General features: G+C 45.9%; 25 protein-coding genes. 21 read left to right on the plus strand and 4 right to left on the minus strand.

What is annotated here, in order from left to right; genetic code table 11:
• The 6 genes from J2T19_RS09200 to J2T19_RS09225 all read left to right on the plus strand — a co-directional run bounded on the left by J2T19_RS09200 (position 1) and on the right by J2T19_RS09225 (position 6,659).
• Positions 1 to 192: a Flp1 family type IVb pilin gene (locus tag J2T19_RS09200; protein ID WP_307214946.1), complete on the plus strand. Its 192-nt coding sequence runs from the start codon at positions 1 to 3 to the stop codon at positions 190 to 192.
• Positions 173 to 850, plus strand: coding sequence for a TadE family protein (locus J2T19_RS09205; RefSeq protein WP_307215322.1), 678 nt, complete (start codon positions 173 to 175; stop codon positions 848 to 850). Before J2T19_RS09200 ends, J2T19_RS09205 begins: the two co-directional genes overlap by 20 nt.
• Positions 851 to 940: 90 nt before the next feature.
• A complete protein-coding gene (locus J2T19_RS09210) occupies positions 941 to 3,058 on the plus strand; it encodes a hypothetical protein (protein WP_307214948.1) in 2,118 nt (705 codons plus the stop codon).
• A gap of 29 nt (positions 3,059 to 3,087) precedes the next feature.
• On the plus strand, positions 3,088 to 4,077 hold the full coding sequence (locus tag J2T19_RS09215) for a TadE/TadG family type IV pilus assembly protein (RefSeq protein ID WP_307214950.1): 990 nt from the start codon (positions 3,088 to 3,090) through the stop codon (positions 4,075 to 4,077).
• A 64-nt stretch (positions 4,078 to 4,141) separates the two neighbouring features.
• Positions 4,142 to 4,651, plus strand: a complete 510-nt coding sequence (locus J2T19_RS09220; protein WP_307214952.1) for an A24 family peptidase — start codon at positions 4,142 to 4,144, stop codon at positions 4,649 to 4,651.
• Positions 4,652 to 4,793: 142 nt separating this feature from the next.
• On the plus strand, positions 4,794 to 6,659 hold the full coding sequence (locus J2T19_RS09225) for a DUF6382 domain-containing protein (RefSeq protein WP_307214954.1): 1,866 nt from the start codon (positions 4,794 to 4,796) through the stop codon (positions 6,657 to 6,659).
• Here the strand turns inward: J2T19_RS09225 and J2T19_RS09230 are convergent.
• A complete protein-coding gene (locus J2T19_RS09230; protein ID WP_307214956.1) occupies positions 6,648 to 7,559 on the minus strand; it encodes a TIGR01777 family oxidoreductase in 912 nt (303 codons plus the stop codon). The genes J2T19_RS09225 and J2T19_RS09230 overlap by 12 nt on opposite strands.
• Before the next feature lie 210 nt (positions 7,560 to 7,769).
• Positions 7,770 to 8,240 carry a DUF2621 domain-containing protein gene (locus tag J2T19_RS09235; protein WP_307214958.1) on the minus strand — a complete coding sequence of 157 codons (471 nt, stop codon included), beginning with the start codon at positions 8,238 to 8,240 and terminating at the stop codon, positions 7,770 to 7,772.
• 170 nt (positions 8,241 to 8,410) lie between these two features.
• Between J2T19_RS09235 and J2T19_RS09240 the strand changes: the two genes are divergently transcribed.
• Together J2T19_RS09240 and purU are read left to right on the plus strand one after the other, a co-directional pair.
• Positions 8,411 to 9,538, plus strand: coding sequence for a deoxyribonuclease IV (locus J2T19_RS09240; RefSeq protein WP_307214960.1), 1,128 nt, complete (start codon positions 8,411 to 8,413; stop codon positions 9,536 to 9,538).
• 23 nt (positions 9,539 to 9,561) lie between these two features.
• Positions 9,562 to 10,455 carry a formyltetrahydrofolate deformylase gene (gene purU / locus J2T19_RS09245; protein ID WP_056699513.1) on the plus strand — a complete coding sequence of 298 codons (894 nt, stop codon included), beginning with the start codon at positions 9,562 to 9,564 and terminating at the stop codon, positions 10,453 to 10,455.
• Positions 10,456 to 10,536: 81 nt separating this feature from the next.
• Here purU and J2T19_RS09250 read toward each other — a convergent pair whose 3' ends face one another.
• Positions 10,537 to 11,019: a hypothetical protein gene (locus J2T19_RS09250; protein ID WP_307214963.1), complete on the minus strand. Its 483-nt coding sequence runs from the start codon at positions 11,017 to 11,019 to the stop codon at positions 10,537 to 10,539.
• A gap of 448 nt (positions 11,020 to 11,467) precedes the next feature.
• Between J2T19_RS09250 and tkt the strand changes: the two genes are divergently transcribed.
• From tkt to J2T19_RS09275, 5 genes are all read left to right on the plus strand, one after another.
• The gene (gene tkt / locus J2T19_RS09255) at positions 11,468 to 13,510 is read left to right on the plus strand and encodes a transketolase (RefSeq protein ID WP_307214965.1); all 2,043 of its coding nucleotides are present in this window, start codon (positions 11,468 to 11,470) and stop codon (positions 13,508 to 13,510) included.
• A 113-nt stretch (positions 13,511 to 13,623) separates the two neighbouring features.
• A complete protein-coding gene (ppnP, locus tag J2T19_RS09260) occupies positions 13,624 to 13,941 on the plus strand; it encodes a pyrimidine/purine nucleoside phosphorylase (protein WP_056699507.1) in 318 nt (105 codons plus the stop codon).
• A 182-nt stretch (positions 13,942 to 14,123) separates the two neighbouring features.
• Positions 14,124 to 15,479: a glucose-6-phosphate isomerase gene (locus J2T19_RS09265; protein ID WP_307214967.1), complete on the plus strand. Its 1,356-nt coding sequence runs from the start codon at positions 14,124 to 14,126 to the stop codon at positions 15,477 to 15,479.
• Positions 15,480 to 15,659: 180 nt separating this feature from the next.
• Positions 15,660 to 16,292 (plus strand): YigZ family protein, encoded by a 633-nt coding sequence (locus J2T19_RS09270; protein ID WP_307214969.1) that lies wholly within the window; start codon positions 15,660 to 15,662, stop codon positions 16,290 to 16,292.
• A 5-nt stretch (positions 16,293 to 16,297) separates the two neighbouring features.
• The gene (locus J2T19_RS09275) at positions 16,298 to 16,900 is read left to right on the plus strand and encodes a TetR/AcrR family transcriptional regulator (protein ID WP_307214971.1); all 603 of its coding nucleotides are present in this window, start codon (positions 16,298 to 16,300) and stop codon (positions 16,898 to 16,900) included.
• Between the two features lie 185 nt (positions 16,901 to 17,085).
• Here the strand turns inward: J2T19_RS09275 and J2T19_RS09280 are convergent, their stop codons facing one another.
• A complete protein-coding gene (locus J2T19_RS09280; protein WP_307214973.1) occupies positions 17,086 to 17,487 on the minus strand; it encodes a secondary thiamine-phosphate synthase enzyme YjbQ in 402 nt (133 codons plus the stop codon).
• Between the two features lie 355 nt (positions 17,488 to 17,842).
• Here J2T19_RS09280 and cysT point away from each other — a divergent pair, with 355 nt between their 5' ends.
• The 8 genes from cysT to clpP all read left to right on the plus strand — a co-directional run bounded on the left by cysT (position 17,843) and on the right by clpP (position 24,747).
• On the plus strand, positions 17,843 to 18,658 hold the full coding sequence (gene cysT, locus J2T19_RS09285) for a sulfate ABC transporter permease subunit CysT (RefSeq protein ID WP_307214975.1): 816 nt from the start codon (positions 17,843 to 17,845) through the stop codon (positions 18,656 to 18,658).
• On the plus strand, positions 18,655 to 19,452 hold the full coding sequence (locus J2T19_RS09290) for a sulfate ABC transporter permease subunit (RefSeq protein WP_307214977.1): 798 nt from the start codon (positions 18,655 to 18,657) through the stop codon (positions 19,450 to 19,452). The genes cysT and J2T19_RS09290 overlap by 4 nt, the downstream gene beginning before the upstream one ends.
• Position 19,453: 1 nt before the next feature.
• The gene (locus J2T19_RS09295; protein ID WP_307214978.1) at positions 19,454 to 20,518 is read left to right on the plus strand and encodes a sulfate/molybdate ABC transporter ATP-binding protein; all 1,065 of its coding nucleotides are present in this window, start codon (positions 19,454 to 19,456) and stop codon (positions 20,516 to 20,518) included.
• 55 nt (positions 20,519 to 20,573) lie between these two features.
• A complete protein-coding gene (locus J2T19_RS09300; RefSeq protein ID WP_307214981.1) occupies positions 20,574 to 21,632 on the plus strand; it encodes a sulfate ABC transporter substrate-binding protein in 1,059 nt (352 codons plus the stop codon).
• 152 nt (positions 21,633 to 21,784) lie between these two features.
• A complete protein-coding gene (locus J2T19_RS09305; RefSeq protein WP_307214983.1) occupies positions 21,785 to 22,231 on the plus strand; it encodes a hypothetical protein in 447 nt (148 codons plus the stop codon).
• A gap of 145 nt (positions 22,232 to 22,376) precedes the next feature.
• A complete protein-coding gene (locus J2T19_RS09310) occupies positions 22,377 to 23,156 on the plus strand; it encodes an MBL fold metallo-hydrolase (protein ID WP_307214985.1) in 780 nt (259 codons plus the stop codon).
• A 128-nt stretch (positions 23,157 to 23,284) separates the two neighbouring features.
• Positions 23,285 to 24,148 carry an RNA polymerase sigma factor gene (locus J2T19_RS09315; protein ID WP_307214987.1) on the plus strand — a complete coding sequence of 288 codons (864 nt, stop codon included), beginning with the start codon at positions 23,285 to 23,287 and terminating at the stop codon, positions 24,146 to 24,148.
• Between the two features lie 17 nt (positions 24,149 to 24,165).
• Positions 24,166 to 24,747, plus strand: a complete 582-nt coding sequence (gene clpP, locus J2T19_RS09320) for an ATP-dependent Clp endopeptidase proteolytic subunit ClpP (RefSeq protein WP_307214989.1) — start codon at positions 24,166 to 24,168, stop codon at positions 24,745 to 24,747.
• Positions 24,748 to 24,761 lie beyond the last annotated feature (14 nt).

A 24,761-nucleotide genomic window follows, 5' to 3' on the forward strand; every position in this document is an offset into this window, starting at 1 on the left:
ATGCTGGAATTATTGAATAACAAGGTAAATGGACTTTGGAAGGAAGAGGATGGGCTGGGTACGCTAGAGCTCATCTTGATTATCGGCGTTATTATCATCATTGCTTTGATATTCAAGGATAAAATATCTGAATTGGTCAAGGACCTTCTTGGCAAGGTGGATACCAAAAGTGATGAATTCTTCCCAGGATAACCGGAGGAATAAGGAGGAGGGGAGCTTCACGATTGAAGCCTCCCTAGTCTTCCCAGTTGTGTTGTTTACGCTTGTTATCCTGCTTTTCTTCAGCATGTATATGTATCAAAAAACGTTCTTGAATCAGCATGCATATGCTGCATCCGAGCGGGCCGCTTACAGCTGGGATAACAGTCATAAGCAAGCGATGACCGGAGAGTTTGCCACGGGGGAGTACGACAACCTGTACTGGAGATTAAAGGATGACCAGTTGCTCGGAGCACTATTTGGCTGGGCAGGAGCTGATAATCAAGTTAAGGTTTCGGTGCCGGCGGGTGAAGGCGGTAGCTTATCTGAACAAAAGTTGTCTCAAGCAGTTCAAGGCATGCCTACGGCTATGACTGGAGCGATTGAATACCAGAATACCCTGATCCAGCGTAAGGTAACGACCAAGCTTGAACAGATGATATCTCTGCCGCTACCTTCCTTCTTATTTGATTCAGGTAACAGTGTGTTTACAACTGCATCATCTGCGGTTGTTGAGCCGGTAGAGTTCATTCGAACGGTGGATTTAATTCGTTATTATGGAGCCAAGTTCAAAGGCAAAGGTGGAACCGGAGATAGCAACGCTGCGGAAGCGGGTCAAGTCGTGCAATATTTCGGGAACCGTAAAAAGTGACAGAAGGAGGGGGGAGCGCTGTTTAGAAAAAAAGATGGTGAAGCGGGAGCCGTAACCCTTTTTTTAATATTAATTTTGGCAGGCGTGTATATGTTTGTTGCTGTGTTCATTGATTATGCTCGCATAGCTGCTTTCAAAGTGCAGGCTGAACGTATGACACATGCTGCTCTAAGATCTGTCATGTCGGCATATGACCCATCACTGCGCGAATATGGATTATTTGCTTATGGAGATAGTAGCAGCGAAGCCATTATGGCTAAGGTGCTGAATGACAGTGTGAAGCCATCTGCGGTAAAGGATGGTTTTACGATTCTTGATATCCAGTGGGATACAACATCTTTAAGTATGGATCGGCAATTAGGTAAATACGAGATCTTCAACCGTCAGATTCAAGAGGATATGAAATATCGGGCACCTGTCGATTTTACCCTTGAAGTGGTCAATCGTTTCAAGCCGATGTCAGAAGACTTGAAGGAAGCAGCACATACAGTGGATTTGCTCAAAAAATTGCAGAAGCTATATGACAAGCGAGAAAAATTGTTGGATGAAGCGATTGAGAATCAGACAGAAGCGGCGGAAAAGCTGATAAATCTTCCGGATCTGATCATGAAGCCGCCTTCGTCTGCCATATATGATGAGATGCTAAGAGAAGCACCAGAGACTGCTGCTGAAGCTGCAGCCCGTTACGCTGATTATCTTAATAAAAAGCAAATCGACGAGGGTCTGCCCTTCACCCAGCAAATGTACATAGTAGAACTGGGTCGTTATCGGACAGGGGTTGGCAAGGTCGCGACAGGTATAAGCATGACTATTCAGCCTGCTTATCAGACGCATCAGACCAAACTGGAGGAAGCACATGCCAAGATCGAAGAGGCTCGCCAGATTAACGAAGAGATGAAGCGAGTTATAGCTGAGGGAGAGAATCGTTCAGAGAATGCTAGCTACGATAACGTAGGTAATTCATCGCTGCCTGGCGCGAGCCCTTCATCTGCTGGGCGAGGTGATGAGGCCAGAAGTACGCGTTCCATTGCTTCTGAACTTGTGAGAGCTGATTCTTTATTCGATCAATTGAATGCGCGAGTTCGTTCACAGACGTCAGATTTCAGTCACGTTCGAGCGGATAGTATGGAACTAAATATGCAGCTTCATAGTGTCACGGCTGTAAACGGTGTGGCAATTAAACCCGCAGTTACACAAGCAAGTCGGACTACAGAGCAATATATGGATACCTATATACGTAGCGGATCTTCAAACGTCATCATGCAAAGTAAAAAGCAGCTTGAAGAGGGTCGAGGCTCGGATGCTCAGCGTAAAGCGAACGACAAAGAATCGAAAGGCAAGCTAAAGGAAGTTAAACGTATGTTGTCACAGATTGAAAAGGGCAGTTCAGGATCTAAGGAAGCATTCAAGCAATTAGAGACGTACTACAACGCAAATATTTCTTTTAACGAGACGAGTCGGGAAGAGGCTAAAAAAGCTGAAATTGATGGAGATCCTTACGATTCTGGTGGCAATGCCATGAACGGGATGGACAGTTTGTTTGGTGGGATGTCTGGACTACTGGACAGTCTCGGGGATGAGTTATTCCAGAACGAGTATGCGCTGGCCTATTTCAATTCGATGGATTTTGGACAACTGTTTAGTTGGACTGAGGGCAGTGGAGATGCAGGTGATGTCTTTAAGCTTGAGAATCAAGAGCTGGAGTATATCGTTTACGGTTTCCATAATCCTTCAGGTAACATTGCGGTTGCATATGCTGAGATCTTTGGAATGCGACTAGCAATTCGTACCGCAGAGGGGTTAGTGAAGAATAGCAAATTAGGTAACCCGCTTCTGGTACTCTCTGCAGCTATTTTATATGGAATTACACATGCGATTGCAGATATGGTCACTCTTGCGAAAGAGGGCAGCGTTGAATTGTCCGATTATATCAAAGTCAAATTGACATACCGGGATCATCTCAGGCTGTTTTTGCTAATGCATAGTAATAATGAACGGAAAATGTCGCGGATGCTTGCACTGATCAGGCTGAATACGGGTGTGAACCCAGATGAGAAGCAGACTTATGCGTCCAGCACGATACGAAGCAGCATCAAATTGTGGTTCCTGCCTGGCGTCGCCAAAAGTATAGGTGCAGTATTGGGCAGTGCAGATGAGGTTGAGAATGGGCGGCTTTTCATTGATCGGAAGGCGGATTATTCCTACTGAATAATGAGGTTCGTTCTGGTGGAGGGAATATGGATAAGCATGATCAGCAGTATCAACAGCAGGCTCATCAAGAGAGAATGAGCTTTTCTCTGAAAAAGGAACGAGGCAGCATCGTGCTGGAAGCTTCGTTAGTGTTACCTGTATTTTTGTTCTTTGTCATGTTTCTAATCTACATTGTGCAAATGACACTGGTATCTACTGGGCTACAAAGTACAGCAGGCGAAGCCGTGAAACAGCTCTCTACCAAGATCTATCCCGTATCCCTTGTATTTACCCCTTCTGATTCAGCTGGCAGCGGAAGCAGTGATTCGGGTACTGGTTGGAAAATACCTGAGTTATCCCTCACAGAGTGGGCAGAAGGGTATGCATCTTCGTTACCTGAGCCCCTTAGTGACTGGGTACGGGCAGCAGCAGCTCGAGGGGAGCAGCCTTTGCAGGAGATCAAAACATCTGTACTAGAAGCTGTGCTAGACCCAGTTGTAAAGCCGCTACTTAAACCCTTCATGAATACTTCTCTACTGGATTATGAACGAGTACATGTGAATGGGATATCTATCCCTAATCTTAAAAACAAGACCAATCCGTATTTCAGACTTGAGCTGAGTTATGATTTGCCTCTCAAGGTACCTTTTCTGGGCAAATCGCTACGAATTCAGGCTTCTGCCGCAGAACGATTATGGATTGGAGATACAGGAGAGGGCACTGACGGTAGTGGAGATGGCACAGATTCAACAGGTTCTGTTACGGTGTTGTCCAAGCCTGAGCCTGCATACATAGGCAATAATGCCATGATTAAGGTTAAGGTCGAGCCTGGAACCACGGCGAATCTAACGATCTTTTACAAGTCGGGGGAAAGTACAGCCAAGCACATTGGTTGGGCAACTGCAGATGAGAACGGCGAGATTCAGTGGGAATGGTTTGTTGGGACACGTACAACGGAAGGCACGTGGACGTTTGTTGTAGAGACAGCGGATGGTGTTGTGATGGAAACGGTGTTCGATGTTGCTTCAAGAAAGTAGTAGAAGTGAGTGTTCAAGAAATCGGTTTTCTTCAGTACCACTCTAGAAGGGAGGAGAGTCAGAAGTGACATGGTTCTCTATGATATGTGGTATCTATGTACTCGCCGCCTTTGTTACAGACGTACGTTCAATGAAAATTCCTAATCGGCTGACGTTGCCTGTAACAGCAGCAGGGCTCTTAGCGCATACGATCTGGCAGGGATGGGAAGGGTTCATATTTTCAATAACAGGATTTGCGGTTTGTTTCGCAATTATGTTTCTAATGTATGCACTTGGAGCTGTTGGTGCGGGAGATGTCAAGTTATTTGGCGGCATTGGAGCATGGACAGGGCTTATGTTTGGCATTCATGTATTGGTCTATTCCATTTTGTATGCTGGCGCAATTGGATTGATCATCCTGTTGTTCCGCAGAGATTTTGCCAAACGAATACGTGCCATGGCAAGTGGGCTTGCAGGCTTCTTCATGCTTGGTTCGCTCCAACTGGTTAGTCAAGATAAGACATTAAAGTTTCCATTTATGCTGGCTGTTTTACCTGGGTTTATCAGTGTCTATGTGTACATGAATGCGATGTAAATGGAGTGTGATTTTCTATTATGAAAATGAATCGAAGAACTGGGATGGGGTATCAGCGATCCAAAGGTTGATTTGTCATCAGGAGCGGTCCGTTTAAGTAATTATAATTCAATCTACATAGTATGGGAGAGAGAGGATCGGTATGTATGGATTAACAAGGGATTTTATTCGCAACGGTGGAGCCTTTATGGTTCTGGAGAAACCGGAAGGCTTGAAGATGGAGAACCTGAGCCGAGTTCAGACGGGCATGCTCACTGCCAATTCGATTCCACGGTTACTACCTATCCACATTCGTGAAGTGGACAGCACGGTGACGTTACAGTATGACATCTCAGGCTATAAAATGCTTTCACAGGTGTTGAAGTCGAGCAAGATTGAGATGGTTGTATTATATGGCTTATTGTATCAGCTTGCGGACACCTTTACCGAATGTCGTCAATATATGTTAGAGTCACGTAAATTGATGCTGCAAGAAGAATATATATTCGTAAATGGATCGCTTGACCAGGGTGAGCTTGGTTTAGTCTACGTACCTCTCATGGATACGCCAGAAGTGGATTCTACACCTCTACATTTTCGTGAACTGGTCATTCGACTAATGGCACATACGAAGGAATTACAAGGACAAGGCATTCAGCGTGTATTGCAGTCATGCGATACGGAACAATGGAATATTCAGAATTTACGAGAGTTATTGATGGAGCTGTATGCAGATGAACAAAAAGGTTCAAATAACGTTGAGTTTCTATCTTCAGTGTCAACTGGAGACGGCGGGTTCGCCTTTAAGGACGCACAATTAACAGGTAATCCTGCTTTAGAAGAGGTTCAAATAGGTCAGCCACAATTTAGTAGTCGGGAGTCTTACTCGCCGCAGCATGTATCTAATGAATCAGAACCTCAGCTCCATTGGCGTAAACAGTCTAAGACTCCTGAAGAAAAGGAGCTGGACATTGTGAACCGGGCAATGCCTAGCTCTTCAACTACACGTGCCCAACGAGATGTACCACCTCAGTCTCGAATCGGTAATGAACAATCATTGGGGCGTTCGAATAACGCGTCAGTACAAGGTGTTATGTATGATGAACCGTTGGACGATGAAGGCGAGAAGAAAGCAGCTTCTTCCAAAGTAACTTATATCCTGTTGGGCTGTATGGTGGGCATGGCATTGGTATGGAGATTCATCTATATGGAGCAGCCAGGTGAGACACAAATGATCCTGTCTGCTGCATTAAGTGCTGTATTGCTTGCCATTGCGGCATGGGCATGGTTGAGTAAAGGGAAATTTAATACAGCAAAAGGCAACACGAAGCGCAATAAAGCAGATCAGAAACTGAATGCATATCCCTACTCGGATTCAGATTCGAATGCCATGGAGCCTTTGACCGATAAAAAACCTATCTTTTTTGGGTTAGGCAAGAAACGCCCTAAAGAAGAGGAAGAGATGTTTCAGGAGAACTGGCGTTGGAATGCTCCTGCACGGGCAGTCGATCAAGCTTCCACTACACCTGGTTACGTAAGTCAAGGTATGAGCACTCGTTTTCAGGATTTGCATACGGAAACGCATAATAATCTGACTCCGCAGTCTACACCTATCGCTCCATCAACTTCTGAATTACCACGTTATCATATGGCAACAGAGCTAACGGTTAATTTGCAGAATGTCGGAGGTGGGGAACAAGCATTAACGGGCACAGCTACGCCTGCATATTATCTGGAACGCCGTTCAGCGACGGGTGAGCGTAATGAACGAATGGATGTAAGCGGAGCTTCGTTTGTAATCGGTAGATCAGCAGAGATGGTGCAGTGGGTCGATACAGCAACCGGTGTGTCCCGTGCTCATGTGGAATTGAGCCGGAACAAAACGGGCTATGTGATCAAGGATTTGGGGTCTGTCAATGGCACGATTCTTCAAGGCAATCCACTTGCCCCGTACAAAGAATATCCGTTGCAGGATGGAGATACATTTACGTTAGCTGATTCATCATATACCTATCGATCAGTCGGATAAGTCTCGATGCTTCAGGTCTTCTAACGCTTTAGTTAGTGTAGGAAATGTAAATTCGAACCCGTGATCTATAGCCTTTTGAGGAATCACGCGCTGTCCTTGTAGCAGCACTACCGAGAGTTCACCTACCACAGCCTTGATGAGGAAACCAGGTACGGGGAACCAATGCGGGCGATGGTACACCTTCCCGACAACGCGCCCAAACTCATCATTTGTTACAGGGTTCGGCGATGACGCATTCACCGGCCCTGAGATGTCTTTGTTCTGGATCGTAAATTCAATAAGCCGCACGATATCCATAATGTGGATCCAACTGGTCCACTGCTTGCCGCTGCCGATTCTACCTCCAACCCCTAACATGTAAGGCAATTTCATGAGGGGGAAAGCTCCTCTTTTATGACCGAGGACAAGACTTACCCGGATCTTCACCAGTCGTACATCTTGGATGGCATCGGCTGCTATTTCCCATTGTTCAGATACACGAGATGGAAAATTCATTGATTTTTGCGGGCTGCTCTCATCAAAGGTCTCGGTTGGAGACGTTCCGTAGATCGCCATCGCAGATGCTTGAACGACGACTTCCGGCTTGTTCTCCAGTGACTTTACGAGCTTAGCTACACGAGCAACGGTCGTTACTCTCGATTCCACAATTTCTAATTTTGCCTTGGTTGTCCAGCGCTGATTCAGTGTCTCTCCAGCAAGGTTCACCAAGGCATCCATTCCTTCTAACAGATGAGGCTGCTCTTCGACTTGCTCCCAAGAGATATATGTAAGGTTCTCACTAGGGTTATGAAGGTCGGGCAGTTTGCGTGTAATGATTTTCACATGGTATCCCGCCTGCAACCAATAATCGACAAGTGCACCTCCGACAAATCCCGTTCCTCCACAAATAGCAATTTTCATGCAAATTTACCCTCCTTTTATTTCATTATGCTGATAATTACCCTGACGAACGATCAACAAACAGCCCCGACTGGTAAGCCATGCCTCAAATGGGTCTTACCTGACGGAGCTTTGTGAAAATAAGAGCCTAATTAACTTAAGTGAAAATCTCAATTAAGATTAGAAGTACAACTATTTAAGTAATACTCGTTTAATTTCTTATTCAATTATTTATTTGTTTATTAAATGTTTATAAGGCAGATAATCAATTTTATTTTTCTCTAGGAATTTCACGAGGAACTTATTATCACGCTTCGGGGTGGCAATAATGTATCCTTTGATGCAATGATCTCTTGAAACTTCTGTAGCTTGATCTTCCACAGCGATTCTACCAATCTCAGCAGCGATGGAATGTTTGGCGATATCACGAAAAGGACCGGGAACAGGTTCCACAAGTTGATCCAAAAAAGCCTTGGCTTCGTCTGTCCATAAGTGACGACTTGTCTCGACCCAATGATTCTGCCAATCTAGCTTGGACTTCCCGTCTGCCTTTGGGAGAACCTTCAGGAATTTGCGCATCATAAAAAATCCGCCAATGCACATACTGCCGAGCAAAACAAATGTCCAGAATGCCATGGTATTCATAAACCAATTGCTGGGTGAACTGCTGGCCAGCGTCAAAGCATAGGAATCGAAAATCATTGCGGAGTCACCTCGGTTCATTGATTTTCACAGATAGACGAAATCCGTCTGCCCATGTTCCAGATGTTAGCTGTAAAAAATAGCCTATATCCCGAATTATAGCGCATTTCTAGATTTATTTCGATAATCGCGTTAGAATAAGGGATAATTCAGATTAAGGGGGATCAATGATGCTGAAAATCGGCTCCCACGTGTCCTTTTCGGACAAGGGATTATTGAGTGCAACGAAGGAAGCGTCCTCGTACGGTTCTAGCTCGTTTATGATATATACAGGTGCACCGCAGAATACACGTCGTAAGCCTATCGAATCCATGTATATTGAAGAAGGTAAACTTGCTATGCAAGCAGGTGGAATGGAAGATATCGTTGTCCATGCGCCCTATATTATTAACCTCGGTTCGTACAAAGAAAATACGTACGAGCTTGCAGTAAGTTTCCTTCAGGAAGAGATTCGTCGTACGCATGCCATTGGTGTCAAAAATATCGTATTGCACCCAGGTGCATTTACCGATAAAGATGCACATTATGGTATTGAGCGGATCGCCCAAGGACTGAATGAAGTGCTAGACGGTGTGAGAGAGACTGATGTAAATATCGCCTTGGAAACGATGGCGGGTAAAGGGACTGAGATGGGCCGTAGTTTCGAAGAAATTGCCCAAATCATTGAAAAAGTAACGCACAATGAACGCCTTACTGTATGCATGGATACCTGTCACATTCATGATGCTGGATACGATATCGTGAATGATATTGATGGTGTTCTGAAGCAGTTTGACGAAATCGTAGGTCTTGACCGCATTGCGGTTATGCATATTAATGATAGTAAGAACCCTGTGGGCGCACGTAAAGACCGCCATACGCCGATTGGCTCTGGCTGGATTGGTTATGAAGCGATTCATCGTATTGTTCACCATGAAGCACTACAAGGTCGCCCATTCATTCTGGAGACGCCTTGGATCGGGAAGGAAGCCAAGACACAACGTCCGATGTACGAAGCTGAGATTGCTTTGCTGCGCGGCGATATGGAAGGTCGATTTGGCGGAGAGTTCCTGACAGATGTGGAGCAATTGCATCACTTCTTCCAAGGGAAAGAGATTGAAGCTCGTTCTTATGTACTCGATGTGTGGACTTTGCTCAAGAACGATGCCAAGGCCAAAAAAGCTGATCCACGTGAACCGCTAGAGCGCCTATATGACTTGGTAGCTGAAGCTGCGCTGTTCCCACAGCTTAGTGAGGAACAACTGAATCAACGCTTGATTGCTTGGCTTGCAGGCAAGGAAGCACTGGTCACGGTTTAATTTGAAGGAGGAAGAATAACCCGATGGAGATTCATGCTAAACAAGTACGTCCTGATGCTAAAAACCGCGCCGATCGGGCGCGGATGCTCATTTCCTGCCCTGATGGGCCGGGAATTGTAGCGGCTGTTTCACATTTCTTGCACCAGCATGGTGCAAACATTGTTCAGTCCGACCAGTACACAATGGATCCGGCTGGCGGCATGTTCTTCATGCGTATTGAGTTTGACCTTCCACAGCTCGAAGCGAGTCTTCCTAAGCTGGAAGATGATTTTGCTGAAGTAGCGACTCGTTTCAACATGGAGTGGACTTTATCGGCTGTAAGCCGTAAGAAGAAGCTTGCTATTTTTGTATCCAAAGAAGATCACTGCCTCGTTGAATTGTTGTGGCAATGGCAGGCAGGCGACTTAGACGCAGACATTGCACTGGTTGTTAGTAATCATCTGGATATGAAAGATTATGTGGAGTCCTTTGGTATTCCGTATCATCATATTCCGGTTACAGCGGATACGAAGAAGGAAGCAGAACAACGCCAGCTCGACATCATTGGTGACGATATTGACGTCATTATCCTTGCGCGTTATATGCAGATCATCTCACCGATGTTCATCGAACATTATCGTAATCGCATTATTAATATCCATCACTCATTCCTTCCAGCCTTTGTTGGTGGTAAGCCTTATGCTCAGGCATATAACCGTGGTGTTAAAATCATTGGTGCTACGGCTCACTACGTTACAGAAGAACTGGATGGCGGACCGATTATTGAGCAGGACGTACAGCGTGTAAGCCACGGGGATGACGTAACTGAATTGAAACGAATCGGACGTACGATCGAACGTGTTGTTCTAGCGCGTGCTGTGAAATGGCATGTAGAAGACCGTATCTTGGTTCACGAAAATAAAACCGTTGTATTTTAAGCTTATGCTTTAATACTGTGCAAGGTTGATTCGGAGCCACATAAACTGGCAAAAGAAAAAGGCGACTCCTATCTATGTACTTCATAGGGGATCGCCTTTTTTGAGCTTAGTAAAGCCTTTTGCACACAAACCAAGAATAACTCCATAGATTAGATGGGCTGTGACCCAGTACAAAATGGCTGGCGTGTCATTCAAATCTGGAACACGGGTGGATAGTTGGGATAGCGGTATATAGAGAAGAGAGGAAGCCCCGCCAATTAGAATACCCTTGAGCATGGGATACTCAGGCCGAATCTGTACCCACCATATATAGAACGCGCCGATGCAGATGGAGACAACGAGGTGCAGGGCAAATTCCACGAATTCTGGCAAGGTGGGTGGAAGCCCGGGCACGAAATCAACGTTTAGGAGCAAGGTATAGACCCCAATGCCAGTAAATGACTGAATCGCTTTAAGCAGAAAACCAAGTACGAGACCTGAAAGGACACCTGTCCATACGCCTTTGAACCTTAGAAAAGTGTTACGGGGTAACTCGGAACGTTTAACAATAGGGTCAGAAGACACAGCGATACCTCCAATCCATAAATTTTAACTTCGCCTCCTGAAGTATACTACGTTTTGGATTCCTAATCAGGATTACATGGGCAGGGTTATACCAATAAAAACTAAAATGAAATCTACATGCCAAAAAGAGTATGGTTTTCTGGTTAAAGGTTATACTTCTTCCGATGGATGGACGAGGCTCGTCCTGACGAAAGATGGGCTACATGTTTTTTTTGACTCGATTTTTGGCGCTAGGAACCCATCTCTCGTAGCAAATCACCGAATTTTCCCGAACTTCTAAAAGAAGGTTATGGAAAAGCTTCACGCCAAGTGATACAATACAAAAGTGAATAAGTCAAAATGAAACACTCAAGCGGATTCACTTATTGTTATATACGGTTTGCTTGGTATTGATGAGAGGGATTCGCTTGCGCACCCGACTTATCTAAAGACATGAGGAGGACAAACCATGACTGACAAGAACGAAGCGATTCAAAAGGACGAGAACACTACAATCGACAATCTGTCGATTACAACCGTACGTACTTTGGCGATTGATGCAATTGAGAAGGCAAATTCCGGACACCCGGGAATGCCGATGGGCTCCGCTCCAATGGGGTACCAACTTTTTGCAAAAACGATGACTCATAACCCGAACCACCCAACTTGGGTTAACCGGGACCGTTTTGTCCTGTCCGCAGGACATGGCTCCATGTTGCTGTACAGCTTGCTGCACCTGAGCGGCTATGACTTGCCGATGGAAGAACTGAAACAGTTCCGCCAATGGGGAAGCAAAACTCCGGGTCACCCGGAATTCGGACATACAGCTGGTGTTGACGCAACTACAGGCCCACTGGGTCAAGGTATTGCAATGGCAGTGGGTATGGCGATGGCTGAAGCACAACTGGGTGCAACATATAACAAAGAACAATTTAACGTTGTGGATCACTACACATACGCAATCTGTGGTGACGGTGACTTGATGGAAGGCGTATCTCATGAATCAGCTTCCCTGGCTGGACGTTTGCACCTGGGCAAATTGATCATGTTGTTCGACTCCAACGACATCACTTTGGATGGTAAATTGGATCTGTCTTCTTCCGAAAGCATTGCGAAGCGTTTTGAAGCTTATGGCTGGCAAGTGCTGCGCGTTGAAGATGGTAACGATCTGCCTGCAATCGAAAAAGCAATTCAAGAAGGTCAAGCAGACACACTGCGTCCTACATTGATTGAAGTGAAAACTGTTATTGGTTATGGTAGCCCGAACAAACAAGGTAAAGGCGGCCACGGCGGTACTCACGGATCTCCACTGGGTGCAGAAGAAGCTAAATTGACTAAAGAATATTATAAATGGGTTTACGAAGAAAACTTCCACGTACCAGCTGAAGTTCGCGATCACTTTGCACAAGTGAAAGAGCGCGGTATCGCTGCAAACCAAGCATGGGATGAGAAGTTTGCTGAGTACAAAAAAGCATTCCCAGAGCTTGCTGCTCAATTCGAAACAGCAATCAACGGTGACCTTCCAGAAGGATGGGATCGTGATCTGCCTAAATATGCAGCAACAGACAAAGCGCTCTCTACTCGTGTAGCTTCTGGTAACGCTCTGAACGGTCTGGCGCACAACGTGCCACAACTGACAGGCGGATCTGCTGACTTGGAAAGCTCCACGATGACTCACTTGAACAACCTGACTAACTTCACTCCTGAAGATTATGCAGGTCGCAACATCTACTTCGGTATCCGTGAATTCGGTATGGCTGGTGCAATGAACGGTATGGCTCTGCACAGCGGCGTAAAAGTATTCGGTGGTACGTTCTTCGTATTTACAGATTACCTTCGTCCAGCAGTTCGTCTGGCAGCACTGATGAACTTGCCAGTAACGTATGTCCTGACTCACGACAGTATCGCTGTTGGTGAAGACGGTCCTACGCACGAACCAATCGAGCAATTGGCTTCCCTGCGTATCATTCCTAACTTGACGGTGATCCGTCCAGCTGATGGTAATGAAACGTCTGCTGCATGGGCTTATGCGCTTGAGAATAAGAGCAACCCGGTTGCCCTGGTACTCACTCGTCAAAACCTGCCAATCCTGGAAGGAACAGTTGAGGGCTCACGTGAGAACGTTAAGCGCGGTGCTTATGTTGTTTCTGATGCAAAAGATGGTAAAGCAGTAGCACAAATCATCGCTACAGGTTCTGAAGTACAACTGGCTGTTAAAGCTCAAGCTGCACTTGCAGAGCAAGGCATCCAAGTTCGTGTAATCAGCATGCCAAGCTGGGATCTGTTCGAGAAACAGGACAAAGCGTACAAAGAATCCGTCCTGCTTCCAGACGTTAAAGCTCGTCTTGCAATCGAGATGGCTCATCCAATGGGTTGGGAGAAATATGTTGGCGATCAAGGCGACATTCTCGGAATCAACACATTTGGTGCATCCGCGCCTGGCGACCGTGTTATCCAAGAGTATGGCTTCACCGTGGATAACGTTGTTAGCCGCGTAAAAGCATTGCTGTAATAGACTGACCAACGCTGTTATAGATTGAAAGCTTATTTCCGCAGAGAAGGGTGGGTAACCACCCTGAACTGTTTTGCCTTTTGTTTTCATTAACTTCAGGGGAGCGGGTACGCATGTCACAGTTTGATCAAGTGAGTGTAGTTAAAGAGGCCAACATTTATTATGAGGGTCAGGTAACCAGCAGAACGGTTATTTTGGGAGATGGCAGCAAAGTGACATTGGGCATTATGCTTCCAGGTAGTTACGAGTTCGGTACAGATTCTCGTGAGATTATGGAGATTCTGTCCGGAGATCTGAAAGTATTACTTCCCGGTGAAGAAGATTGGCAAGAGATTCAAGGTCAAGCTACGTTCCACGTGCCTGCCAATTCCAAATTTAAACTGGAGATACGCAGCGTTACCGACTACGTCTGCTCGTACCCGGCGGAATAACATAAGAAGGGTAAGCGGAACCGCGTTAGCGAGTTCGGTTTACCCTTCTTGCTATTTATAACTTAACGACAAAGTTCGCGTTGCAAGCTTGTCAGTAAGGTGGATTTGAAGTATCCTTAGGCTAAGTTGTTTGTATGGAAAACGGAAAATTACTTAACGATTATTAGGAGGTTTTTTAGATCATGGCTAAAAAAGTGACTTTTGACTATAGCACTGCACTACAATTCGTCAATCAACATGAAGTAGACTATTTCGCTGAACCTATTCGTTTGGCTCACGAGCAGCTTCATAATGGAACGGGAACCGGATCGGATTACCTCGGATGGATTGACCTTCCAACGGCATATGACAAAGAAGAATTCGCTCGTATTCAAAAAGCGGCTGCCAAAATCCAAAGCGATTCAGAAGTTCTGATCGTCATTGGTATCGGTGGTTCTTACCTGGGTGCTCGTGCAGCGATTGAAATGCTGACACACTCGTTCTACAACAACCTGTCAAAAGATAAACGCAAAACGCCAGAGATCTACTTTGCAGGAAACAACATCAGTTCCACGTATGTTACACATTTGCTGGATCTGGTCGAAGGTAAAGACTTCTCTGTAAATGTAATCTCCAAATCGGGTACAACGACAGAGCCAGCGATTGCATTCCGGATCTTCCGCGCAGCACTTGAGAAAAAATACGGTAAAGAAGAAGCTCGCAAACGCATCTACGCTACAACAGATAAAGAGCGCGGCGCTCTCAAAAAACTGGCGAACGAAGAAGGCTACGAGTCCTTCATTATTCCAGATGATGTAGGCGGACGTTACTCTGTTCTGACAGCTGTAGGCTTGCTGCCAATCGCAACTGCTGGAATTAACATTGAAGAAATGATGCAAGGTGCTGCTGACGCATCGAAGGAATATAGTAACCCTAACGTAGCTGAGAATGAAGCATATCAATATGCAGCCGTTCGTAACGCGCTATATCGCAAAGGTAAAGGTACAGAAATCCTCGTAAACTACGAGCCGTCCCTACACTTTGTATCGGAATGGTGGAAACAATTGTTCGGAGAGAGCGAAGGTAAAGATTTCAAAGGAATTTATCCAGCGTCGGTTGACTTCTCAACAGACCTGCACTCCATGGGGCAATTCATTCAAGAAGGAAGCCGTAACATCTTCGAAACGGTAATCCAAGTGACTGAAGTTTCCGAGCACATCTCCATCGAGGCTGACGCAGACGATCTGGACGGTCTGAACTTCCTCGAAGGTAAAACGATGGACTTCGTAAACAAAAAAGCATTCCAAGGAACGTTACTTGCACATACAGATGGTCAAGTACCTAACCTGATTGTGAACATTCCAGATATGACTCCATATTCTTTCGGATATCTGGTATACTTCTTTGAAAAAGCATGCGGCATTAGCGGATACTTGCTGGGCGTCAATCCATTTGACCAACCAGGGGTAGAAGCTTACAAGAAAAACATGTTTGCATTGCTGGGCAAACCAGGCTTTGAAGAAGAGAAAGCCGCGCTGGAAGCGAGACTTTCGGAATAATTCATCGCTCTGCTCATATGATGATATCATGTAAGTGTTAAGTCGATTGGGGAACCAAGGATCATCATTATGATTGATTCAGGTGTCATCCCAAATGTCTAAAACAAGGCAGTTCGTCCGCGTTCTCACGCGGGGAACTGCTTTCTTGTAAAATGGATCAAATTAGAAAGTTGGATTGGAATGATTGAACGCTATCGCACGGTTCGAGAATCGGGCAATCTCGAGATTGTCATTAAAAAGTCCCGATTTATCGGACATATTATGCCAGTAACGACAGAAGAAGAAGCCATAGCTTTTATCGATGACATTAAGAAAAAACATTGGAATGCAACGCATAACTGTTCCGCTTATATGATTGGCGAACGGGATGAAATTCAGAAACAATCCGATGATGGAGAACCGAGTGGTACTGCCGGTAAACCTATTCTGGAAGTCATCAAAAATCAACAACTGAAAAATGTAGCTATTGTAGTTACACGATATTTTGGGGGAATCATGCTTGGTGCAGGTGGGTTAATTCGCGCATACACAGATGGTGCAGTTGCGGCCATTGAAGCGGGAGAAGCCATCACCAAAGTGCTGCATCGTGAAATATTTGTGGAGCTTGACTACACTTGGCTGGGGAAAGTGGAAAATGAATTAAGGAGCCGGGAAGTCCGTACAGGTGAAACTGGATTCACCGATAAGGTTACGTTGACTTGTCTTCCGCCGGATACTGAATCTGAGGCATTTGTGGCTTGGATCACGGATTTGACGCAAGGGCAGTCCCGGATCACGGAAGGACAGCGGCTTTATTTTATTGAAGGGGAATAAAATATATGGCTAGAAGAGCAGTCGAACAGGAATTGTCGAGGGAGCGGATACTGGAGGCGGCGAGGCACCTTTTTATTACCAAAGGATACCGCGCCATATCGATGCGAAGCATCGGCCAGCATCTAGGCTATAGTCATGGGTCGCTGTATTATCATTTTAAGGAAAAGGCAGAGCTGTTTTATGCCATTGTGGTGGAAGACTTCAACCATCTGGGACATTTGCTGATGCAAGCTATGGTCAGGCCAGTACGTGATGGCGTGAGCAAAGCGGAGCATATTATGATGGAGTTTATTCGCTTTGGATTGGATAATCCGTACCAGTACGAGATCATGTTCATGCTGCGGGACGAGGAGTTGTTGTCTTATTGTCGTGCCGAACAGGGGCGTTGCTTTGATCTGTTTGCATCCATCATTAGGCAATACATGAAAGAGGAAGGCTGTTCAGAAGAGGATATTGAATGTGTACCACGTACACTATTTTTATCTATGCATGGCTTCATATCCTATTTTAATCAGGATCGTGTAACCTTTGCTGAGATTGAGCCGTCTGCGCTGTCTCATGTGAGAGTACTCTGTCGCAATCTCCACCACCAGCCTGGCGTCCAATAATGACGCTCTTGTTGCACTTATACACTTCAGGGCGGTGAATTGTCATAACATTAATTCTTTATAACGTTGTCTCGCGAAAGCTTTTATATGCAGAGCAACAAGTCAGGCGATTCGTAGCCCGGGAATGGGTGGGAATCGCCTGTTTGTGTTGCGTCTTTGTATCGTTGTTGAGAATGCAGTGAGCGTTATCCTTCCATGATTTTGACAAAGTACTGGCGCTTACGTGGGCCATCGAACTCGCAGAAGTAAATTCCCTGCCATGTCCCAAGCAGAAGTCTGCCTTCATGGATAATGACGGTTTGGGATGGGCCTGTCGTAATTGATTTGAGGTGAGAGGCGGTATTTCCTTCGGCATGTCGATATTCAGGGTGCTCCCAAGGATACACTTCGTTCAAACGCAGGAGTACATCATGCTTAACGTCAGGGTCTGCATTTTCGTTAATAGCAATGCCAGCAGTTGTATGGGGACAGTAGATTAGCACAGTGCCCTCTTGGACTCCACTATTTCGTACAATCACTTCCACGTCTCTCGTAATATCTTTCATTTCATCGCGCCGAGATGTAGATAACGTTTCGGTATGTAACATATTACATCACTCCTTTTCCTTCTAGAGCTTGTTCCAAAAGTCCAACTTGCACTGTTGGTTAGCCCTCTAAATTGTACCTTACCCAGCGCATGGCAAACAAATCATCCTCATGATTTATCACACCTCTGGCAGCTGAGTCTTTGCCATTAATACATCTCAGATCTGGCTCTAATATATTCAATAAAAGCATTGACGATTAGTACTGTAAACTGGTAAAGTATCAGATAAGCAAAAAACCAAGTAGACTAATGGGAATAATATTAAAGTAATAATATCCATATTAGGGAAAGTGTTGTGCCATAACAGGAAGACTGCCGACCGGGCTAAGAACCGGAGGCTGGGAGGGAATACGGCAATGAATACCGTTCTTCGTCACAAGGGATGGACTTGGGGATTTCGCAGTACTGTATTGTTATATTTCATCGTACTTATTGTGCTTCCAATTATCGGGGTGTACGTCAATTCGTTCTCTGAAGGCTGGAGTACCTTTGCCGAGAGTGTTATGGATCCAATCGCTTGGAAAGCCGTACTGCTTACCGTTCGGTTGGCTGTGGTAGCCACATTGATCAACGTTGTTTTAGGTACGATGATCGCTTGGGTACTCACACGTTATCGTTTTTTTGGGAGATCGTTTCTGAACAGTCTCGTAGACTTGCCTTTTGCATTACCAACCGCCGTTGGTGGACTGATGATCATGCTGCTATTGGGACCGGTTAGTGCTATCGGCAAGCTGGCAGAGTCCATGGGTTTTGAGATTGTATTTCATCAACCTGCGATTGTCATTGCGATGACCTTCGTTACGTTTCCTTTTGTTATCCGTGCTGTACAGCCGCTACTGGAAGAGATTGATCCTTCCGAAGAAGAGGCATCGTACACGATGGGTGCATCGAAGGCTCGTACTTTCAGACAGGTTATTTTGCCATCGATGGCGCCAGGTATGATCAGTGGAGGGATGCTGGCATTCTCAAGGGCACTGGCTGAATTCGGTGCGGTTGTATTGGTTGCAGGTAATATTCCGGGAAGAACGTTAACGGCGTCCGTCTTTATATACGGTGAGATTGAGAGCGATAACCCCACAGGGGCAGCCGCTGTATCTGTTCTGTTATTGACCCTTTCCTTCGTCATCCTCTGGATGATTAATCTAGTGCAGATGCGGGGGAGAAGACGATGAGACGGCTGTTAATTGGACTGACGTATGCGGTATTTGTCATTTTGCTGATTATTCCGCTTGGACGGATTGTTATTGGTGCTTTTGAAGACGGAGCAGGAGGATTCCTGGCTGGACTGATGCGTCCTGAGGCGCTACATGCTCTAATGATGACAGGACTGGTTGTTCTCGTTGTCACTCTGTTAAATACATTGTTCGGTATCATGATGGCTATTTATTTGGTTCGTGCTGGCTGGTTAAGTGAACGAATCAAAGGATTGCTTAACAGCATCGTGGATCTGCCGTATGCGGTCTCTCCCGTAATTGGTGGATTGATGATTGTGTTATTGCTCGGCCCAAGCAGCATTATGGGTGGTTTCTTTGAAGGTATTGGCTTCAATGTCGTCTATGCGTTCCCCGGCATGGTCATTGCAACATTATTTGTTACATTCCCGCTCATGGTTAGAGAAGTGATGCCTGTCGTGCAAGAGCTTGGCTCACAACAAGAAGAGGCGGCATCCACACTCGGAGCGTATGGTTGGAGAACGTTCTGGAGTGTAACGTGGCCTTCCATCCGTTGGGCTGTTGTATATGGTCTTGTGCTGACTGTGGCGCGATCATTGGGTGAGTTCGGAGCTGTACTTGTCGTATCCGGCAATATTATGAACAGAACACAGACAGCGACGACGCTTGTGTATCAGGATGTAGAGAATTTTAATGTGTCTGCTGCGAATGGTGTGGCATTGGTGCTGGTGACGTTTTCCGTATGTCTATTGCTCATGATGGAATGGGCCAAGAAGCGAAAGGAAGTGCATTAAGATGCATGTAGAAGTCCGTGATCTGAACAAACATTTTGGTCAATTTCATGCCGTAAAAGATGTTTCATTCGATATTGCCAAAGGCCATCTTATTGGTCTGCTAGGTCCTAGTGGTGGCGGGAAAACGTCAATTCTACGTATGCTGGCTGGTCTGGAAAGTCCAGGTTCAGGAGAGATTCGCTTTCATGGAAAAGTAGTAAACCATCTGCCACCGCAAGAGCGGGGCATCGGATTTGTCTTTCAGAACTATGCTTTGTTCAAACATATGACGGTCTTTGATAACATCGCTTTTGGACTTAAGGTCAAGAAGACACCAAAATCCCAGATTCGTGATCGAGTGATGGAATTGGTGGAGCTGACTGGGCTGAAAGGTTTTGAGCAGCGTTATCCACATCAATTGTCTGGTGGACAACGACAGCGTGTAGCTTTTGCAAGAGCATTGGCACCTGAGCCTCAGTTATTGTTATTGGATGAGCCGTTTGCCGCGATTGATGCGAAGATTCGTCAGGAGCTTCGTTCATGGTTAAGGGATTTGATTGAGCGTGTCGGCATTACTTCGATCTTCGTCACGCATGACCAGGATGAAGCCATTGAAGTCGCAGATGAAATTATGATTATTAGCCAGGGACGCTTGGAGCAGAAGGGTACCCCGTGGGATATTTATAAAAACCCAGAGACACCTTTTGTAGCTACCTTTATCGGTGAATCGACAGTCGTCGAGGATGCTTCCGAGCTGAAAGGCTTTGAACATGCGGTTGAAGGTGAGAATACGCGTGCTCTGATTCGTCCGGAGTATATTGAAATTGGTCTCAAAAATGAATTTAGCATGTTGTCAGCAACGGAAAAGGGGACGGTAAAGCACCTTCACTTCCGCGGAAGTGAGTGGATGGTTGAAGTCGAGGTACGAGGTCATAAGCTGATTACGTATCGTTCCTTGGAGAAAACCACACTGGAGATCGGTCAACAGATTCGCGTGCTTGTGCACCGGGCATACCTATTCAATGATTCCCATAGTTGGGTTGTCGAGAATCGACTTAAGGAAGATCCAATGCCTGTCATGATTTAACAAATCAAATCAAGTGGGAATTCATCCAGGACGTTTAGAGAGGAAGGCGTGGCTCATGCAGACGAGGAAGAAAAACACATTACCTTTCGTTGCTGTTCTCATGTTTCTGCTCGTCTGCATGACGGTTGGATGCAGTAAGCAAGAAGCTGCAAACGAACCCAGCGATGCTGGAACGGATCAATCCAACACGCTCGTTATTGGGGCTTATAGCGTTGTAAAAGATGCGATGGCAGAACTATTGCCTATTTTTAAGGTGGAATGGGAAGCCAAGACGGGACAGTCGATCAATTTTCAGGAGTCTTATGAAGCTTCGGGTACACAAGCAAGAGCCATTGCAGGGGGGTTCGAGGCGGATGTAGCTCTGCTCGCGATGGAGAATGATATTGATAAACTGGTTAAGGCAGACCTGGTTAACCCTGACTGGAAGCAGGCGCCTAATGACGGCATGATTACGAGATCTATTGTTGTGTTAGGTACGAGAGAAGGCAACCCACTGGGCATCCAAGATTTTGATGACTTAACCAAACCGGGTGTGAAGGTGCTGTATCCTAATCCGAAGACCTCAGGCGGTGCACAATGGGATATTAACGCGATCTATGGTGCTGGCCTGAAACTGTCGGAAGAGCAGGGGGAGAAAGATCCTGCGGTAGCCAAGGCTTTTCTGGAGAAGGTACATCAGAATGTTGAATCACTTGATAAGAGTGGTAGATCTTCAATGGCGGCTTTTGAATATGGCGTCGGTGATGTCATCGTAACGTATGAGAATGAGTTGCTCGCCCGGATTGCTAAAGGAGTCAAGTATGATATCGTCGTTCCGAAGAACACGATTCTGATCGAAAACCCGGCAACCGTGGTGGATAAATACGTGGATAAACACGGAAATCGTGAACTCGCGGAAGCTTTCGTGGCGTATCTAAATACACCAGAAGCTCAGCGTATTTTTGCGAAGCATGGTTTTCGTTCGGTAGATCCGGAAGTATTTGCGGAGACAGAGTCTACTTTTCCAACACCACCAGGGCTATTCGATATCAACTACTTGGGTGGCTGGGCTGAAGTTCGAACCACACTATATTCAAAACGCGGGGTATGGTACCAGGTATTAGCGGGCTTGTAGCTGTCCTGTGAGAATGAAACCTTTGGTTTGCCTTGTCCGGCAGACTGGAGGTTTTTTTGAAGTATCTGAAGTACTTTATTCTTGTGATTCGGACAGGCTATAATGAGATAGGTTGAATATGGCATGGATTTTATAGGAAGGTGTTGAATGAGATGAGTACAGAGGTTAAATTGTCCCAAAGTACAGCAATCCGGCTGGAACAGGCGCGCACAAAAGGCATGTCTGATGCAGACATACTGAAAGCCATTCAGGCGAATGATGTTGCGGCTTTTGATGCTGTGTCCGAGGAGGACTACAGATATGATGAATTTCTTTCCTATGCGGGTGATCATGGAGAGAACTTGGAAGTAGCAGTTCAAGATGGCTACCGTATCACGTTTAATACACGTGGTGGATTAGGCATATACTTGGAGAAAGCATTCGGTGTAGTAGCAGAGAAGGATTTTGCAGTTGGTGAAGGCATTATAACAGGGCTAAAGCTTAAGCCAGAACAGGCAGAAGTGTTAGCAGAGCGACTTGCATCCAACTGGGTTATTACGGAATCCAAGGATGTACCTGAGGGAAAAGAATTGACGCTGAAGCTGCGGGCATTGGTGTAACACCAAGCGAATGCTAACATCGATAGATCGACATAAGGCTGTCCTGCATTGCGTAATCAATCGCAGCGGGAGAGTCTTTTTTTGCCAAATCAGAGGTTGGAGAATACAATTTAGAGAATAGTGAGCTTGAGAGGGGATAACGATCTTGAATCAACTAACATTTCTTGGAACAGGCGATGCGATGGGTGTTCCGCGTGTATATTGTGACTGCAGCACTTGCACAGAGGCTCGGATTACCGGCATCAATCAACGTAGACGTTCGTCTGTTCTAATCCATAGTGATGGTGTGGAAGAGCCTTTTATGATTGACTGCGGCCCAGACTGGGGAACACAGATGGAAGCGCAGAATCTTAGAATGGTACAGACGATACTGATAACCCATGCACACTTTGACCACATTGGGGGATTGCCCGAGTGGGCGGATGCCTGTCGATGGTTAGGGGTGAAGGGCAATTTGTATGCACCGCGTGAAGTCATCGCCACCATTCAAGGGCAGTTTCCATGGTTAGATCGTCATATGAACTATATGGAAACGGATGATGATATTGAAGTGCATGGCTGGAATATTCACTCATGGAAAGTATGCCATGGGAAGAACGGATATTCCTACGCCTATCGTCTGGAACGAGACGGATTCCACTGGGCATACTGCTCAGACGCGATTGATCTGAAGGCAGAGGAGAAAAAGCCATTGCATGGTTTGGATCTGCTCATTTTAGGAACCAGCTTCGTGCATGAGCTAGCAGAATTCTCAACACGCTCCGTGTATGATATGCGGGAAGCCCAGGAGCTTTTGCAGGAATTACAACCGAAGCGCACGTATTACACGCACATGTCTCATGATGTGGATGTACGGCAGGATTATCATTTAGGTCAAGGCATTACGCTTGCTCTCACAGGCATGAAGGTGTCACTAGAAAAATAAATTCAGAAGAGCGTATCCTTTGCAGGAGGTTCTTCGTTTACATAGTGTAAGTTGATTACAGCAAGAGCACAGCAAGGATGTAAAAGGAAAGCAAGACCAATCAGGAATCAACAAAGGGGGGCCCCGTCATGGCCTTTGTGAAATCCGTGGATTGTCGAATCAACAGATCACACGACCATGTTAATCAACCGCATAATCCATATACACCACCACACATGAATACTGGAGATTCATTTCAAGTGGATGATCTTCATGCTGTATTTTTTGATGCACAGCGTTCGTTGTATGCGTATTGTTTGTCCATGACAGGTTCTAGAGAAGATGCTGAGGATCTGGTGCAGGAGACGTTTGCCAAAGTATTATCTTCTTTCTCGGTTCATAAGTCGGGTGCAGAGAGAGACATCAATTGGGAAGCTTATCTCATTCGTATTGCCCGTAATGCGTGGATGGACGTTCTTCGCAAACGCCAACGTTTACATTGTAAAATGGATGGTTTGAAGCCGCTTATTGAAGAAATGGCGGAAGAGGAGCCACTAGAAGAGCTTGATACCGCAGTTGAGATTTTAATTAAAGAGTTGCCGTCATGGCAAAGAGTGATATATATGTTGCGAGAGTTGTTAGGATACACGGCGGCAGAGGCTGCTGAGATGTTGGATACAACAGAAGGCGCAGTAAAGTCGGCGTTACGTCGTGCCCGGATGACCATAGCTGAAATTAGGGATCAACTAAATGATCTAGGTGCCGACGAGGCGAGAGAAGTTAGCGAGGAACGAATCCATACGGAAGAGTTACGCGATTATCTGCTGGCATTACGCCGCGGTGATACGGCTCGCCTAATTGATCTATGTCTGAATCAAACGGATGACCCGATGGCTGTGGCAAGTACGATTTTGCAGCAGGCTCTGCCGTCTTCAACGATGCAGCCTATGATGTACAGTTATGCCATCTCAGATTGTTATGGAGGGGGCTATACAGTCAGCATGGTTGCATAATCTGAGGAGGGATATGCATGAATGTAGTACCTTATGTTGTTGAACAGACGGCTCGTGGAGAACGGAGCTATGATATTTACTCTCGCTTGTTGAAAGACCGTATTATTATGGTGTCTGGTGAAATTGAGGACCAGATGGCAAATGCGATTGTGGCACAGCTATTGTTTCTAACCGCAGAAGATCCCGACAAGGATATCCAGATGTACATTAACAGTCCGGGTGGTTCAGTGACCGCGGGATTCTCGATCTATGATACGATGCAGTTTGTGAAACCGGATATTTCCACCATCTGTACAGGTATGGCGGCCAGTTTCGGTACGATTCTGCTCGTTGGCGGCACAAAGGGTAAAAGGCTGGCGCTACCCAACAGCGAAATTATGATTCATCAGCCACTCGGTGGGATGCGCGGGCAGGCATCGGATATGCTTATTCACGCCAACCGAATTATTCAGCATAGACAACGTCTGAACCAGTTGCTTGCAGACCACACCGGTCAGCCGCTGGAACGAATTGAAGAAGACACAGATCGGGATTATTTCCTTACCGCTGCTGAAGCTGTGGATTATGGCATCGTTGATAGGGTGATATCTAGTACGTAGGCAAGATAATGCAA

Origin of the sequence: Paenibacillus tundrae, assembly GCF_030812775.1 — a bacterium.
Taxonomy (GTDB): domain Bacteria; phylum Bacillota; class Bacilli; order Paenibacillales; family Paenibacillaceae; genus Paenibacillus; species Paenibacillus tundrae_A.